This is a genomic window from Mesorhizobium sp. Root157 (assembly GCF_001427385.1).
Classification (GTDB): Bacteria; Pseudomonadota; Alphaproteobacteria; order Rhizobiales; family Rhizobiaceae; genus Mesorhizobium.
Window position 1 is genome coordinate 441,410 of the sequence record NZ_LMGJ01000001.1, and the last position, 15,209, is coordinate 456,618.

A 15,209-nucleotide genomic window follows, 5' to 3' on the forward strand; every position below is an offset into this window, starting at 1 on the left:
ATTCCAGCATGCCAGCCCCACTTCAGCGGTAGCGAGCCATCATGAACGCCCCCATCCTCGAAAGCGACCCTTCCGACTCCCAAAAGCCGAAGAAGGAGGCCATTAATCCGGGGCTGAAGCTTGCGCTCGAACTGGGACCGCTTCTGGTCTTTTTCTTCGCCAATGCGCGCGGGGCATGGCTGGCCTCGCATTTCCCTGCACTGGCCGAACTAGGCAAACCGATCTTCATCGCCACCGGCCTTTTCATGATTGCGACAGCGGTAGCCCTCATCGCATCGTGGCTGCTCACCCGCACCTTGCCGATCATGCCGCTGATTTCGGGCATCGTGGTTTTCATATTCGGCGCGCTGACGCTTTATTTGCAGAACGACATCTTCATCAAAATGAAGCCGACCATCATCAATACGCTGTTCGGCGTCATTCTGCTCGGCGGTCTCTATTTCGGCAAATCCCTGCTTGGCTATGTCTTCGATTCAGCCTTCAAGCTCGACGCCGAGGGCTGGCGCAAACTCACTTTCCGCTGGGGGGTGTTCTTCCTGGTGCTGGCCGTCGTCAATGAAATCATCTGGCGCAATTTCTCGACTGATTTTTGGGTGGCCTTCAAGGTATGGGCGAACATTCCCATCACCGTCCTGTTCACGGCCAGCCAGATGCCGCTGATCATGCGGCACTCGCTCGACCGGCAGCAGGAAAAGCAATAGCCCGAACCTGGCTCGTCAACGGGATCGGCAGCTTGAGAAACCTAAGGCTGAGCAGCCAGCGCCTTCTCGACCTCAGGCATGAGCTTTGTGCTCACGGATTCAGGCGTCAGCGGGCCGACATGCTTGTAGGCAATCTTGCCATCCTTGCTGACGACGAACGTCTCGGGCACGCCGTAGACGCCCCAATCAATGCCGGTGCGGCCATTCTCGTCGACACCTATCGCCTTGTAGGGATTGCCGAGTTCGGCGAGAAACTTCACCGCATTCTCGCCCTTGTCCTTGTAGTTCATGCCAGCCAGCACGAAACGATCGTCCCTGGCGAGTTCCACCAGCAGGGGATGTTCGTCCCGGCATGGCGCGCACCACGATGCAAAAACGTTGACCAGCGTCACCTTGCCGGCGAAATCCTGCGATTTCAGTCCCGCAAGCCCGCTGCCTTCCAAGGGCGGAAGATCGGTCTTGGGCGCAATATGCCCGATCAGCACCGACGGCACTTCCGAAATGTCGCGGCCAGACATCAGTTGCGACAGGAACAAGCCGGCCAGGCCGAGAAAGACCAGCAGGGGAAGGAGCGGCAGGAACCGCCGGCCAGGCGGCCTTTGGGTTTCGGTGCTCACGATTCCGCGGCCCCAGCACGGTCAGATCGGCGTCGGATGCCCGCGGCCTCGAGTTCGGCCAGTTCCTTGCGCCGCGCACGCCGGTCAAGAAGGATCCAGCCCACCAACCCCGCCAGCACGAACACCGTCGCGGCATAGGCGGCGGCGACATAAAGGTCATGCGTGCTCACGCGGAGAACCTCGCCGCATTGCTGCCGACCGCCTGAACCACACTGTTTGGCGCCATCATGCCCTCCCTTAGCCTTCCCCCTCGAACCAGGCAATCCGCAGCTGCACCATAGGCGCGCACTTGAACCAAACGTGATCAGTCGCTGCCATGGCGCAGCGCCAAACCTGCCGCAAGCGGTCCAATGACGGCAAGGAACAGCGTCAAGGCCGTCAAGATGAGAAAGGGCTGCAGGAACGGATCGGGCTCCGCAACAGCGCCATAACTCGCCGAGACGCCGAAGATCAGCACCGGAATGGTCAGGGGAAGCACCAGAACCGAAATCAAAAGCCCGCCGCGCGGCAGCACCACAGCCACGGCCGCACCCGCCGCGCCGATGAAGGTGATTGCCGGCGTGCCGACAAGCAGCGTCAGCGCCGTGGCCCCGATCGCCAGCGGCTCCATGTTCATGAACAGGCCGAGCAATGGCGCGGCAACGACCAGCGGCAGCACGCAGCCGACCCAGTGCGCCACGCATTTGACCAGCACCGTCAGACTCAGAAAATGCCGGTCATCGGCAAGCACCATGAGGTCCAGCGATCCATCCTCGCGGTCGGCCTGGAACAGCCGGTCGAGGCCGAGCAGCGAGGCCAGCAATGCGCCGATCCACAGGATTGCAGGCCCGATGCGGGCAAGCAGATTGAGGTCCGGCCCAACGCCGAACGGAATGGTGGCGATGACAGCAAGAAAGAAGATGACGCCGGTCAGCGCACCGCCGCCCGCACGTACGCCTAGACGCAGATCGCGAGTGAACAGAGCTAGCATGACGGTTGTCGCTTCCCCGCGATCGTTTTGAGCACCGATAGGGGGCCTACGGGGTGGATACGTTCAAGGCAACCCTTAGCGCTACGCACCCGCAGCCTCCCCCATCCGCAATCCCTGCGCATCGATGCCCAGCGGCAAATGGGTGGCGGCCACCACGATGCCTCCATTGGTGCAATGCGAACTCATAAGCGCCGAAAACCGCTCCTCGGAGGCCTTGTCGAGGCCGGCCGTCGGTTCATCCAGCAGCCATATCGGCCGATGGTTGATCAAAAGCTTGGCAATCGAGACACGCCGTTTCTGGCCGGTCGAAAGATAGCCATAGGGCAGATGCCCGATGCCGCCGAGACCGACAACCTTCAGCGCCTCATCGATGGCGAGGCGCGGCTCATCATTGAAGCGCTGCCAGAAATCGAGATTCTCCGACACGGTGAGCGCGGTCTTCATCGCGTTCTGGTGGCCGAGATAGTGACAGGCGGCTGCGACTGCCGAAAACTCATCTCCTCCTCCCTCGACACGTACGCTGCCTTGTGCCGCCGGCAGCAGCCCTGCGACGATACGCAGCAGCGTCGACTTGCCGGACCCGTTCGGGCCGGTCACGATCAGTGCATGTCCGGCATCAAGCGCGAAGTTGACGCCGGAAAACACCATTTCGCCGCCGCGCTCACCGCCAAGACCTTCGGCGATCAGCCGCATGTGTCCTCCTCCGACTAAAATCTGAGTGCCGCAGCTTCGGGCTGCGGCAAAAATGGCAATTCCGTGTCTAGAACTATTCCAGAAAATTCTCTATATGCGAGGCAACCGGGCCAGCGGTCGGCTCGGGAACCCAATTTGCGCCGAACCAGCGCGCGAGCCGCCTTTAACGGCACGGACGCTTGGGGATGGACAGCGGAAATGGCCGTACCCGCACCTTTGCGCGTGATGAGCATGCCATCGGAGTCCGTTCCCACTCAGGCTGAACTGACTTTAGGATGGGATCGCACGTGTCCAAATCTCTCGATAGTTTTACTTGCCGCCGCACCCTGACCGCGGGCGGTACCGAATATGTCTACTACGATCTGGTCGAGGCCGAAAAGAACGGCCTGACCGGTATCGCCCAGCTTCCCTACTCCATGAAGGTGCTGCTGGAAAATCTCCTGCGTAACGAAGACGGTCGCTCCGTCACCAAGGAGAGCATCCAGGCGGTTGCCGGCTGGCTGACCGACAAAGGCACCGCCGGCGTCGAGATTGCCTACCGCCCGGCGCGCGTGCTGATGCAGGACTTCACCGGCGTTCCGGCCGTCGTCGATCTGGCGGCGATGCGCGACGGGATCGCCGCACTTGGCGGCGATCCTCAGAAAATCAACCCGCTGGTGCCGGTCGACCTGGTCATCGACCACTCGGTCATTGTCGATGAGTTCGGCACGCCGATGGCGTTCGCCCGCAACGTCGAACTGGAGTACCAGCGCAACGAAGAGCGCTACAAGTTCCTCAAGTGGGGCCAGCAGGCGTTCCGTAACTTCCGCGTGGTACCGCCCGGAACCGGCATCTGCCACCAGGTCAATCTCGAATATCTCGGCCAGGTCGTGTGGACCAACACTGAAGACGGCGAGACCGTCGCCTATCCGGACACCTGCGTCGGCACCGATTCTCACACCACCATGATAAACGGCCTCGGCGTGCTTGGCTGGGGCGTCGGCGGCATCGAGGCGGAAGCGGCCATGCTCGGCCAGCCGGTTTCCATGCTTTTGCCTGAAGTCATCGGCTTCCGTCTCACCGGCAAGGTGAAGGAAGGCGTCACCGCCACCGACCTCGTGCTCACCGTCACCCAGATGCTGCGCAAGAAGGGCGTGGTCGGCAAGTTCGTCGAGTTCTTCGGCCCCGGCCTTTCCAACATGACGCTGGCCGACCGCGCCACCATCGGCAACATGTCGCCGGAATATGGCGCGACCTGCGGGTTCTTCCCTGTCGACGTCGAGACGCTTCGCTATCTGACCATGTCCGGCCGTGAAGAAAGCCGCATCGAACTGGTCGAAGCCTATGCCAAGGCGCAGGGCATGTGGCGCCACGATGGTTCCGCCGATCCGGTCTTTACCGACCTGCTCGAGCTCGACCTCGGCAGCGTCGTCCCGTCCATGGCGGGACCCAAGCGGCCCGAGGGCCGGCAGGCCCTGGAGAATATCCCCGCAGGCTTCGCCGCCGCGATGGAGACCGAGTACAAGAAGGCGGCCGAAATCCACAAGCGCTACGCAGTCGAGGGAACCGACTACGACCTCGGCCACGGCGACGTGGTGATTGCTGCGATCACGTCGTGCACCAACACCTCGAATCCGAGCGTATTGATCGGTGCCGGCCTTCTGGCACGCAACGCCAACCGGCGCGGTCTGAAGCAGAAGCCGTGGGTCAAGACTTCGCTGGCGCCCGGGTCGCAGGTCGTCGCCGAATACCTGGAGAAATCCGGCCTGCAGAAGGAACTCGACCAGATTGGCTTCAACCTGGTCGGATTCGGCTGCACCACCTGCATCGGCAATTCCGGCCCGCTGCCGGGACCGATTTCCAAGACGATCAACGACAAGGGTTTGATCGGGGCAGCGGTGCTGTCGGGCAACCGCAATTTCGAGGGCCGCGTCTCGCCGGACGTGCAGGCGAACTATCTCGCCTCGCCGCCTCTGGTCGTGGCTCATGCGCTTGCCGGAACCGTCACCAGGGACCTGACCACCGAACCGCTCGGCGAGGATCGCGACGGCAAACCGGTCTATCTCAAGGACATCTGGCCAAGTTCGGCCGAAATCCAGGAATTCATCGAAAAGAACGTGACGCGCGAATTGTTCGCCCGCAAATACGCCGATGTCTTCAAGGGCGACGAGAACTGGCAGAACGTCAAGGTGCCCGAAGGCCAGACCTATGCCTGGGACAACAACTCGACCTATGTGCAGAACCCGCCTTATTTCGTCGGCATGGGAAGCCGCAGCGGCAGGATCGGCAACATCAAGGGTGCGCGCGTTCTGGGCCTGTTCGGCGACAAGATCACCACCGACCACATCTCGCCGGCCGGTTCGATCAAGGCAGCTTCGCCGGCCGGCAAGTACCTGATGGACAATGGCGTGGCCGTTGCCGACTTCAACCAGTACGGCACGCGTCGCGGAAACCATGAGGTGATGATGCGCGGCACCTTCGCCAACATCCGTATCCGCAACCACATGCTGGGTGAAAACGGCCGCGAGGGCGGCTATACCATCCACTATCCGTCCAAGGAGGAGATGTCGATCTACGACGCCGCCATGGAATACAAGAAGGAGGGCGTGCCGCTGGTCGTCTTCGCCGGCGTCGAATACGGCAACGGCTCGTCCCGCGACTGGGCGGCAAAGGGTACCAGTCTGCTCGGCGTGCGCGCCGTCGTCGCCCAATCCTTCGAGCGCATCCACCGCTCGAACTTGGTCGGCATGGGCGTCATTCCCTTCGTGTTCGAGGAAGGTACGTCATGGGCCTCGCTCAACCTCAAGGGTGATGAACTGGTCGAGATCGACGGACTTGAGACGATCCGCCCACGCCAGAAGATGGTTGCCAAGGTGACATATGGCGACGGCATGGTGAAGGACGTGCCGATCCTATGCCGCATCGATACGGTCGATGAACTCGACTACTTCAAGAACGGCGGCATCCTGCAATACGTGCTGCGCGATCTGGCTGCCTGATACGGAGAACAGCCTGTCGAAATCCAAAGCCGCCGGAGTTTCCTCTCCGGCGGCTTTGTTACTTTTGACACACAAATTTCACCGCAACGTGACTTCCCGTTGACTTCGGCATCTGCCAAACAAGTCGGCAACAACAAAGAAGCCGGGCAAGCCGGCGGATTCGGAAGTGCGATGGCGTCTGGAAAATCATTGCGGCTGGCGGCCATTGCGCTCGCGCTGTCGGCATGCGCCGGAGCCTCTGGCGCCGCTGAAATCGAAAAACCGCTGGGGGTGGTGGAATTGTTCACCAGCCAAGGCTGCAATTCCTGTCCGCCGGCCGACCAGTTTTTCACTGAGCTCGCCGGCAAGGACGACATCGTGGCGCTGGCCTACCATGTCGATTACTGGGACTATCTTGGCTGGCGGGACACGCTGAGCCGCAAGGAAAACACTGAGCGCCAGTACGACTACATGCGTGCCTTCGGCGGCCGCTCGGTCTACACGCCCCAGGCCGTGATCAACGGGCGCACCCATGTCAATGGAGCCAGCCGCACGGCAGTCGACGGCACTCTGGCGAAACTGCAGAAGTCCGGCGACGGCATGCAGATCGCCATCAAGGTCACGCGCGACGGCGACGGCGTGGTCATCGAGGCCGGCGATGCGCTTGGCGGCAATGTCGCTGCGGCCAAGGCACATGTGGTCATCGTCTATTTCGACCCGCCGCAGACCATCGAGATCGGCAAGGGCGAAAACGGCGGACGCAAGATGACCTACTGGAATGCCGTATCGGGCATCCAGACCGCCGGAATGTGGCACGGCAAGGCTCAACGCTATGAATTGCCGGCCAGCGAAGTCGCCAAGAAAGGCGGCTGCGCGGTACTTCTGCAATCGGTCGCAAAAGATGGCCTGCCGGGCCCAATCATCGGAGCGGCCTTTATCACACGCCCCGAGCCTCGCCACAGATCAAGTCCCTGACAAGCCAAGGCGCAGCGAAGCGCTCGGTTACCAGGGAGAACAGTTGATCTTGTTGGAGTTTTGCCGAACTTCCTCGCTCATGGCGAGGTTGGTTCGATCCGACTCAGACCCGTGGGCGGGGGGCTTGGGGGTTACGAGCCAGTGCCGGACCGAACCGTCTCAGGCAACACGGGTAAATTCGACGGACATTGGGGCATGAGCGCGGATAAAAAATGGCGAGAATGTGGCGAGGCATCACCAATTCCAACACGCCGTACATAAACGTGACAGGAGCAACATCATAAAGCGCCGGGAGGCCATCCTCGCCCTCACCCTTGCAATTGTGTGGTGAAAGCGCGAACCTGCTGTATCGGCGCAATCAGCGTTAAGCCTGTTCGAAGGATTGAGGCATGACCGAAGGCGGCGGAGGCGCGGGGGACTCAGACGCATCCGCAATATTGATCCCGCTCCACGAGGCGCGCCGCGAGCGCCTCGATATGCCGGTAGGATTCGACCGGCGTGAACTCGATCTGATCCTGCGCCTATACGGACGCATGGTAGCTGCCAATGAATGGCGCGACTATGCCATCGACCATCTGCCCGATCGCGCGGTGTTTTCGGTGTTTCGGCGCGCCAGCGAGGTGCCGCTGTTCCAGATCGTCAAGGACCCCAAATTGGCGCGGCGGCAAGGTGCTTTCGCAGTGGTGGCGGCAGGTGGGCGCATTCTCAAACGTGGCCATGAGCTGGCAAACGTGCTCGGCGTCTTCGATAACAAGCTGAGACTTGTAAAAGCTTAGAGCGCGTCGCGATCTTTCAGATTCGCCAGCGCGCTCTAAGTAGATGTTTCTATGCACGTCGTAGTCCCGACACCGGTTCCCACTTTCGGGCGATACGCATTGGTCTTCGAAGTCATTTGCGGCGGGACGCAACAGTCGGCGGCGTCTTGCGCGTCGCCAGGAATTCGCGGACCCGTTTGCCGAGCGCTGGCCCAGGCGCCGGCTTCAGGCCGTGGTCCAGTTGGCTCGACAGGTCGAGTGTCGCGTGCTTGCCGATCGCGTCGAAATTCTCGTCCAGCCAGTCGCTGGCGGCACTGCGCCCAAGGTCGCGCAAATATTCCAGGAAGGCCCATTCGGCATTGATCTTGGAAGAGGCCGAGAGATCCTTGAACGCCTCGTCGGCGTCAATGCGATGCATGCGGATGTCGCGGTATTCGCCATGCGGCAGGCGTCCGGCGGCGATCAGTTCCTTGACGAAGGCAATAGCGCGAAACTCGCGCAGCAGACCGGCGTTGAAGGTGATCTCGTCGATGCGGTTCTGGATCTCATAGGCGCTGGTCGGGGTGCCTTCACGCACCACCGGGTTGATCTGCACCAGAAGCACGTCTTCGGTCCCGGTTGTGTGGAAGAAGGGGAAAAGCGCCGGATTGCCGCCGTAGCCGCCGTCCCAATAGGGCACGCCGTCGATCTCCACGGCGCGGAACAGTTGTGGCAGGCAGGCGGAGGCCATCACGGGCTCAAGGCTGATCTCGCCATCGGCGAAAATGCGCAACTGGCCAGTCTCGACATTCGTGGCCGAGATGAACAACCGCAAGGCCTTGCAATTGTGTACGTTGCCGAAATCGATCTGCTGCTCGACAACGTCGCGCAACGGGTTGAGGTCGAGCGGATTGGCAACGTAGGGCGAGAAAATCCGCGACATCGCCTCGAACCAGACAAAGCCCGGCGTATTCTCGACCGACCAGTTGCCCCACAAGACGTCCCAAGGTGTGCGCTGCACGGGGCTGAAGCGACCCTTGCGGGCCACTGCGCGCCAGAAGTCGGATAGCTTTTGCCTGGCTCCCTCGACCCCGCCACGCTCGAGGCCGTCGGCAAGCGCTACCGCGTTCATGGCACCGGCGCTGGTGCCCGATACGGCGACGATGTCAAGCCGCCCATCCTCGAGAATGCGGTCGAGAACGCCCCACGAAAAAGCGCCGTGCGAGCCGCCGCCCTGGAGCGCGATGTTGATCTTCCTGCGCTCCTCGGCCTTGCCGGCGATGGCCATGGCGGCGCTCCTCTCGCGCTGCCCTATTCCGCCGTCCACCCACCATCGACGGAGATGTGCGTGCCGTTGATCTGGGCGGCGGCGGGAGAACACAGGAAGACGGCTGTGGCGGCGATCTGTTCGACGGTCACGAATTCCTTGGTCGGCTGCCTGGCCAGCATCACATCGCGGATCACCGTCTCGCGGTCCATCTTGTGCGTCTTCATCTGGTCGGGAAACTGCGCCTCCACAAGTGGGGTCAGCACATAGCCGGGGCAGATCGCATTGCAGGTGATGCTGTCGCGCGCCACTTCCAGCGCCACCGTCTTGGTGAGCCCCATGATGCCATGCTTGGCCGCGACATAGGCCGACTTGAATGGCGAAGCGACCAAACCGTGGGCCGAGGCGATGTTGACGATGCGCCCGCCGCCATTTGCCTTCATCAGGGGGATCGCCGCGGCGATGGTATGGAAGGCCGACGACAGGTTGATGGCGATGATGGCGTCCCATTTGTCGATAGGGAAATCCTCGACCGGGGCGACGTGCTGGATACCGGCATTGTTGACGAGAATGTCCACCGAACCGAAGCGCTCGGCCGCTTTCGCGATCAAAGCGCGGCACTCGTCAGGCTTCGACATGTCGGCCTTGATATAGATGACCTCGACCTTGTGTTTGGTCGCGATCGTCTCGGCGGTGCCATGATCCTGCGCGGTATCGGAGAAGGAGTTGACGACGACGTTGCAGCCATCGGCCGCGAGAGCCTCGGCAATGGCCAGTCCGATGCCTGAGGTGGAGCCGGTAACGATAGCGGTTTTTCTGGCGGCCATGATCGATGTCCTTTTTCAATGATGCTGCAGTGCAGTATATGTAAGGTGCGCCGCAAAACCAGCGCTATACCCGTTTCAGTCACGGGAACTTGTGCAGGGAACCCCGCTTCAGGCGATCACAAGGCCGTGACGCCATGGTCAGTCGTTCGCGCAAAGCGAATAAATCTTGACTGGCAAATTCATGTATGACTAATCCATTCCCGCACCTGAACAACGCCCCCGCTTTAGGAGTCACTCATGAAGTCCACCCTTTCGGCCCTTGCCGGTCTCGTAGCTTTGGCGGCGTTTGCCGCCGCCCCTGCTTCGGCGCAGGAAAAAGAGATCGTCGTCTACAACGCCCAGCACAAGAGCCTTGCCGAAGAGTGGGCGGAAGCCTTCACCAAGGAAACCGGCATCAAGGTGACGCTGCGCAATGGTGGCGACAGCGAGTTTTCCAACCAGATCGTTGCCGAAGGCGCGGCTTCGCCGGCCGACGTGTTTCTGACCGAAAACTCTCCGGCGATGACGCTGGTCGAGCAAGCCGGCCTGTTCGCGCCTGTCGATCCCGAAACGCTGGCCCTGGTGCCGGCGGAATACCAGCCGTCCAGCGGCAAGTGGGTCGGCATTGCCGCGCGCAGCACGGTGTTTGCCTACGACAAGACCAAGCTCACCGCCGATCAGCTGCCGAAGTCGCTGCTCGACCTCGCCGACGCGAGTTGGAAGGGCCGTTGGGGCGCATCGCCGTCCGGCGCCGATTTCCAGGCTATCGTCAGCGCGTTGCTGCAGATGAAGGGCGAGGAAGCTACCGCTGCCTGGCTGAAGGCGATGAAGGAGAACTTCAAGCCTTTCAAAGGCAACGGCACCGTGATGAAGGCGGTCAACACCGGCGAGATCGAAGGCGGCGTGATCTATCACTATTATTGGTTCGGCGATCAGGCCAAGACTGGCGAGAACAGCAAGAACGTCGAGTTGCACTATTTCAAGAACGAAGACCCGGGCGCTTTCGTATCGGTCTCCGGCGGTGGCGTGCTGGCCTCGAGCAAGCATCCCGAGGAAGCCCAGGCGTTCCTGAAGTGGATCGCCGGCAAGGGCGGTCAGGCAGTGCTGCGCGACGGCACATCGTTCGAATATGCCGTCAGCAAGGGGGAAGCTGCGAATTCGAAGCTGGTTCCGCTTGCCGATCTGCAGGCGCCAAAGGTCGACCCGGTAACTTTGAATTCAAAGAAGGTGACCGACCTGATGACAGCGGCCGGCTTGCTTTAGCCGCCAGTCGTCCTAAAAGGACTGAAATCGCGCTCCTGCGGATTGCTCCGCAGGAGCCTTGTGTTTTGAAGCACGGCATTCGCCATGAAAACGAGCCGGACCCTGCGTTCATCGGCCCAGCACCAGAATAAACGGTCACGCAGCTGATGCTGTCGTCGTCCGATTTCGTGCGTCCAGCCGTACCGGCCTCGCTCGCCGGCCGAAGGATGCGGCGAATCCGGCTGTCGTGGATCGCGCTCGCCGCCATCTTGGTTTCCCTGTTCGCGCTGATCCCGCTCGGCTTCATCATCACGGTCGCCATTCAAACCGGCTGGACGACGGTCGCTGAACTGGTCTTTCGGCCACGTGTCGGCGAACTGTTGATCAACACATTGTTTCTCGTGACGTTGACGGTGCCATTGTCTGTCGCCCTGTCGGTGGCGCTGGCCTGGCTGACGGAACGCAGCGACCTGCCCGGTGCCCGGTTGTGGGCTTGGCTGTCAGTGGCGCCGCTGGCTGTCCCGGCCTTTGTTCACAGCTATGCCTGGGTGACCATGGTCCCGGGCGTGCATGGGCTCGGCGCCGGTGTCTTCATTTCCGTGATCGCCTATTTCCCGTTCCTTTATCTGCCGGTTTCGGCGGCCCTGCGACGCCTCGATCCGGCGCTTGAGGATTCGGCCGCATCGCTGGGCCTTGGGCCGTGGAGCGTGTTCTTCCGAGTCGTGCTGCCCCAGCTGCGGCTCGCCATCTGCGGCGGCTCGCTGCTGGTCGGCCTGCATCTCTTGGCTGAATATGGGCTTTATGTCTTTATCCGCTTCGACACGTTCACCACTGCCATCGTCGATCAGTTCCAGTCGACCTTCAACGGACCGGCAGCCAACATGCTGGCTGGCGTGCTCATCGCCTGCTGTTTTGTGCTGTTGGCGCTGGAAATCCTGGTGCGCGGCGAGGAGCGCTACGCCCGTGTCGGGTCCGGCGCTGCACGCCAGGCACCGCGCACGCGGCTTGGCCGGGCCACCTTGCCATGCCTGCTGGTGCCGGGGCTGACGGCCTTGCTGGCGCTTGGCGTGCCCTTCGTCACCATCGGGCGCTGGCTTGTGGCCGGCGGCCTGGAGGTCTGGCGGCTGGATGAGATTTCTGCTGCCCTTGGCCAGACGGCCTTCCTCGCCTTGGCCGGCGCCCTGCTTGCCACTGTCGCGGCAATCCCGATGGCCTGGCTTTCGATCCGCAGGCCGGGCCGCCTGCAGCGCGTGCTGGAAGCCTGCAACTACATGGTAGGCTCCCTGCCGGGCGTGGTCATCGCGCTCGCCCTGGTCACCCTTACGGTGCGGTTCATGTTGCCGCTTTACCAGACGCTCGTCACCATCCTGATCGCCTATGCGCTGATGTTCCTGCCGCGCGCCATCATCAGCCTGCGCGCGTCAATCGCGCAGGCACCGGTGGAACTGGAGCGGGCGGCCAGCAACCTTGGCCGTAGCCCGGCGAACGCCTTGTGGTCGACCACCATCCGTCTGTCGGCACCGGGTGCGGCGGCGGGCATGGCGCTGGTGTCGCTCGGCATACTGAACGAACTGACCGCAACCCAGATGCTCGCGCCAAATGGCACCATGACACTGGCGCTGGCGTTCTGGTCCTACAGCGGCGAGATCGACTACGCCGCCGCAGCGCCGTATGCGCTGATCATGGTGGCGGCATCGCTGCCGCTGACGTGGCTGCTCTACGTGCAGTCGAAGAAGATGGCGGGACAATGAGCTTTCTCGAACTGCACGGCGTGCGCAAGAGTTACGGTCCGGTCAAGGCTCTGGATGGGATCGATCTCGACGTTCCCGCCGGCGGGAGAACCGCCATCGTCGGCCCATCCGGATGCGGAAAGACGACGTTGCTGCGCCTCATTGCCGGCTTCGAGCCACCCGACGCAGGCCATATTGCCCTGGACGGGCAAGTCCTGGCCAACGGCGGCGAAGCCGTGCCGGCATACAGGCGCGGCATCGGCCTGGTGGCGCAGGACGGGGCGCTGTTTCCCCATCTCACCATCGCCGAGAACATCGGCTTCGGCATGGGCCGCAACGCGGAAAAGCGCGCCGAGCGGATTGCCGAGCTTGCCTATATCGTCGGCCTCGACAAGGCGATCCTCAGGCGGCGGCCGCATGAATTGTCGGGCGGCCAGCAACAGCGGGTGGCGCTGGCCCGGGCGATGGCCAAGAAGCCTCGATTGATGCTTCTCGACGAGCCATTCTCGGCGCTCGACACAGGCCTGCGCGCCTCCATGCGAAAGGCTGTCGCGGAATTGCTGGAGGCAGCAGGCATCGCCACGATCCTGGTGACGCACGACCAGGCGGAAGCCCTGTCCTTCGCCAGTCAGGTCGCGGTCATGCGCGAAGGCAAATTCTCGCAGGTGGGGACGCCCCGTGATCTCTATTTGCGTCCGAAGGACCGCATGGTGGCCGAATTCATGGGGGATGCCATCATCCTGCCAGCGCGGATCGCGGATGGTTTCGCGCATTGCTCGCTCGGCCGTATCGCGATCGACAGCAACGAACGCCGCGATATCGCCCGCATCATGCTGAGGCCCGAGCAGATCCGGCTGGAACGCTCGTCGCGCGACGAACTGGCTGGAACCGTCACCTCCGGCAACCTTTTCGGCGAGGTGACGGAAGCCGAATTCGCCGGCTCGACCTGCTCGGTCTCGGTGCGGCTGTTGAACAGCCCCGATCCGCCGGATGCTGCGGCCATCGGCAACTCGCCGCTGATCGTGCGCCAGCCTGGCATGGGCGCGCCGATGCCGGGGGACGTGATGCGGGTCACCGTTACGGGAACGGCGCACCTCTTGGCCTGACATCAGCCAGACTTTACCAGGCTGAATGGAAGCGGCGCGAGGCTGGCCCGCGCCGCTTCCAAATCATCGTCAACAAGCGCTTATCCGTGGCGGCTGCGGGCGGCCAGTGTGCGCAACCGCAAGGCGTTGAGGCGGATGAAGCCCTCGGCATCCTTCTGGTCGTAGGCGCCGCGGTCGTCCTCGAAGGTGACGAGGTCGTTGCGGTAGAGCGACTTTGCCGACTTGCGGCCGGTCACGATCGCGTTGCCCTTATAGAGGTTCAGCCGCACCGTGCCTTCGACGTCTTCCTGGCTCTTGTCGATCAGGGCCTGCAGCATGACGCGTTCCGGCGAGTACCAGAAGCCGTTGTAGATCAACTCGGCATAGCGCGGCATCAACTCGTCCTTGAGATGAGCCGCACCCCGGTCGAGCGTGATCGATTCGATGCCGCGATGGGCGGCGAGCAGGATGGTGCCGCCGGGGGTCTCGTAGACGCCGCGCGATTTCATGCCGACGAAGCGGTTCTCGACCAGGTCGAGCCGTCCGATGCCGTTGTCGCGGCCGAGGTCGTTGAGCGCCGCCAGCATCGAGGCCGGCGACAGTTTCTTGCCATCAAGCGCGATGGGATCGCCCTTGAGGAACTCGATCTCGATTTCCGTCACCTTGTCCGGCGCATCCATCGGCGAAACGCTGCGCTGGTGGACGAATTCAGGCGGCTCGATCCACGGATCCTCCAGCACCTTGCCTTCGGAAGACGAGTGCAGCAGGTTGGCGTCGACCGAGAAGGGCGCGTCGCCTTTCTTGTCCTTCGGGACCGGGATCTGGTGTTTCTCGGCGAATTCGAGCAGATCGGTCCGCGACTTGAACGACCAGTCGCGCCATGGCGCGATGACCTTGATGTCCGGATCGAGCGCATAAGCCGACAATTCGAAGCGGACCTGGTCGTTGCCCTTGCCGGTTGCTCCATGCGCAATCGCGTCCGCGCCGGTCTCCCGGGCGATATCGACAAGATGCTTGGAGATCAGCGGCCGCGCGATCGAGGTTCCGAGCAGGTAAAGACCTTCGTACTGCGCGTTGGCGCGAAACATCGGGAAGACGAAGTCCGAAACGAACTCCTCGCGCACGTCCATGACGCGGATATCCTTGATGCCTAGCATCTCGGCCTTCTTGCGCGCCGGTTCCAACTCGCCACCCTGGCCGAGGTCGGCGGTGAAGGTGACCACCTCCGCTCCCAGTTCGGTTTGCAGCCATTTCAGGATGATCGAGGTGTCGAGCCCGCCCGAATAGGCAAGCACGACCTTCTTGACGTCTTTCAGCTTGGACATGGGTGTTTCCGGTGTGTGTTCGATTAAAACGGTCGCACGAAATTGCGTGCGCACTCATAAGCAGGAAAGCGCTGCCGGACAAGCACTGCGGCCAACTGACCGCGCCA

14 protein-coding genes are annotated in these 15,209 nt (G+C 62.2%); 7 read left to right on the forward strand and 7 right to left on the reverse strand.

What is annotated here, in order from left to right; genetic code table 11:
* The first annotated feature begins 41 nt into the window (after nucleotides 1–41).
* Nucleotides 42–701, forward strand: a complete 660-nt coding sequence (locus ASD64_RS02200) for a septation protein A (protein WP_056099928.1) — start codon at nucleotides 42–44, stop codon at nucleotides 699–701.
* A gap of 41 nt (nucleotides 702–742) precedes the next feature.
* Here ASD64_RS02200 and ASD64_RS02205 read toward each other — a convergent pair whose 3' ends face one another.
* The 4 genes from ASD64_RS02205 to ccmA all read right to left on the reverse strand — a co-directional run bounded on the left by ASD64_RS02205 (nucleotide 743) and on the right by ccmA (nucleotide 2,981).
* Nucleotides 743–1,318 (reverse strand): DsbE family thiol:disulfide interchange protein, encoded by a 576-nt coding sequence (locus ASD64_RS02205; protein ID WP_056099931.1) that lies wholly within the window; start codon nucleotides 1,316–1,318, stop codon nucleotides 743–745.
* A complete protein-coding gene (gene ccmD / locus ASD64_RS02210) occupies nucleotides 1,315–1,488 on the reverse strand; it encodes a heme exporter protein CcmD (RefSeq protein WP_056099935.1) in 174 nt (57 codons plus the stop codon). Before ccmD ends, ASD64_RS02205 begins: the two co-directional genes overlap by 4 nt.
* A gap of 134 nt (nucleotides 1,489–1,622) precedes the next feature.
* Nucleotides 1,623–2,288 (reverse strand): heme exporter protein CcmB, encoded by a 666-nt coding sequence (gene ccmB / locus ASD64_RS02215; protein WP_056099938.1) that lies wholly within the window; start codon nucleotides 2,286–2,288, stop codon nucleotides 1,623–1,625.
* An 81-nt stretch (nucleotides 2,289–2,369) separates the two neighbouring features.
* A complete protein-coding gene (gene ccmA, locus ASD64_RS02220; protein WP_056099941.1) occupies nucleotides 2,370–2,981 on the reverse strand; it encodes a heme ABC exporter ATP-binding protein CcmA in 612 nt (203 codons plus the stop codon).
* Nucleotides 2,982–3,256: 275 nt separating this feature from the next.
* Between ccmA and acnA the strand changes: the two genes are divergently transcribed.
* From acnA to ASD64_RS02235, 3 genes are all read left to right on the forward strand, one after another.
* Nucleotides 3,257–5,959, forward strand: a complete 2,703-nt coding sequence (gene acnA, locus ASD64_RS02225) for an aconitate hydratase AcnA (protein WP_200957777.1) — start codon at nucleotides 3,257–3,259, stop codon at nucleotides 5,957–5,959.
* A 171-nt stretch (nucleotides 5,960–6,130) separates the two neighbouring features.
* Nucleotides 6,131–6,913, forward strand: a complete 783-nt coding sequence (locus tag ASD64_RS02230) for a DUF1223 domain-containing protein (RefSeq protein ID WP_056100230.1) — start codon at nucleotides 6,131–6,133, stop codon at nucleotides 6,911–6,913.
* Between the two features lie 389 nt (nucleotides 6,914–7,302).
* Nucleotides 7,303–7,689, forward strand: a complete 387-nt coding sequence (locus ASD64_RS02235; RefSeq protein WP_056099943.1) for a DUF2794 domain-containing protein — start codon at nucleotides 7,303–7,305, stop codon at nucleotides 7,687–7,689.
* A gap of 112 nt (nucleotides 7,690–7,801) precedes the next feature.
* Here the strand turns inward: ASD64_RS02235 and ASD64_RS02240 are convergent, their stop codons facing one another.
* Complete coding sequence (locus ASD64_RS02240) at nucleotides 7,802–8,935, reverse strand: patatin-like phospholipase family protein (protein WP_056100233.1); 1,134 nt, start codon at nucleotides 8,933–8,935, stop codon at nucleotides 7,802–7,804.
* 23 nt (nucleotides 8,936–8,958) lie between these two features.
* The gene (locus ASD64_RS02245; protein ID WP_056099946.1) at nucleotides 8,959–9,741 is read right to left on the reverse strand and encodes a 3-hydroxybutyrate dehydrogenase; all 783 of its coding nucleotides are present in this window, start codon (nucleotides 9,739–9,741) and stop codon (nucleotides 8,959–8,961) included.
* A gap of 237 nt (nucleotides 9,742–9,978) precedes the next feature.
* On the opposite strand from ASD64_RS02245, the gene ASD64_RS02250 reads away from it, so the two are divergent.
* From ASD64_RS02250 to ASD64_RS02260, 3 genes are all read left to right on the forward strand, one after another.
* Nucleotides 9,979–10,983, forward strand: a complete 1,005-nt coding sequence (locus ASD64_RS02250) for an iron ABC transporter substrate-binding protein (RefSeq protein ID WP_056099949.1) — start codon at nucleotides 9,979–9,981, stop codon at nucleotides 10,981–10,983.
* Nucleotides 10,984–11,129: 146 nt separating this feature from the next.
* The gene (locus ASD64_RS02255) at nucleotides 11,130–12,713 is read left to right on the forward strand and encodes an ABC transporter permease (protein ID WP_056099952.1); all 1,584 of its coding nucleotides are present in this window, start codon (nucleotides 11,130–11,132) and stop codon (nucleotides 12,711–12,713) included.
* A complete protein-coding gene (locus ASD64_RS02260; RefSeq protein WP_056099954.1) occupies nucleotides 12,710–13,798 on the forward strand; it encodes an ABC transporter ATP-binding protein in 1,089 nt (362 codons plus the stop codon). The genes ASD64_RS02255 and ASD64_RS02260 overlap by 4 nt, the downstream gene beginning before the upstream one ends.
* Nucleotides 13,799–13,878: 80 nt before the next feature.
* On the opposite strand, the gene ASD64_RS02265 is transcribed toward ASD64_RS02260, so the two are convergent.
* Complete coding sequence (locus tag ASD64_RS02265; protein WP_056099958.1) at nucleotides 13,879–15,102, reverse strand: argininosuccinate synthase; 1,224 nt, start codon at nucleotides 15,100–15,102, stop codon at nucleotides 13,879–13,881.
* Between the last annotated feature and the right edge of the window lie 107 nt (nucleotides 15,103–15,209).

Bases quoted from the DNA above. Each gene is read 5' to 3' on its own strand.
- ASD64_RS02255 (WP_056099952.1), top strand. From the start codon at position 11,130: ATGCTGTCGTCGTCCGATTTCGTGCGTCCAGCCGTACCGGCCTCGCTC.
- ASD64_RS02200 (WP_056099928.1), top strand. From the start codon at position 42: ATGAACGCCCCCATCCTCGAAAGCGACCCTTCCGACTCCCAAAAGCCG.
- acnA (WP_200957777.1), top strand. From the start codon at position 3,257: ATGGGATCGCACGTGTCCAAATCTCTCGATAGTTTTACTTGCCGCCGC.
- ccmA (WP_056099941.1), bottom strand. From the start codon at position 2,981: ATGCGGCTGATCGCCGAAGGTCTTGGCGGTGAGCGCGGCGGCGAAATG.
- ASD64_RS02245 (WP_056099946.1), bottom strand. From the start codon at position 9,741: ATGGCCGCCAGAAAAACCGCTATCGTTACCGGCTCCACCTCAGGCATC.
- ccmB (WP_056099938.1), bottom strand. From the start codon at position 2,288: ATGCTAGCTCTGTTCACTCGCGATCTGCGTCTAGGCGTACGTGCGGGC.
- ASD64_RS02265 (WP_056099958.1), bottom strand. From the start codon at position 15,102: ATGTCCAAGCTGAAAGACGTCAAGAAGGTCGTGCTTGCCTATTCGGGC.
- ASD64_RS02250 (WP_056099949.1), top strand. From the start codon at position 9,979: ATGAAGTCCACCCTTTCGGCCCTTGCCGGTCTCGTAGCTTTGGCGGCG.
- ASD64_RS02260 (WP_056099954.1), top strand. From the start codon at position 12,710: ATGAGCTTTCTCGAACTGCACGGCGTGCGCAAGAGTTACGGTCCGGTC.
- ASD64_RS02235 (WP_056099943.1), top strand. From the start codon at position 7,303: ATGACCGAAGGCGGCGGAGGCGCGGGGGACTCAGACGCATCCGCAATA.
- ASD64_RS02240 (WP_056100233.1), bottom strand. From the start codon at position 8,935: ATGGCCATCGCCGGCAAGGCCGAGGAGCGCAGGAAGATCAACATCGCG.
- ASD64_RS02230 (WP_056100230.1), top strand. From the start codon at position 6,131: ATGGCGTCTGGAAAATCATTGCGGCTGGCGGCCATTGCGCTCGCGCTG.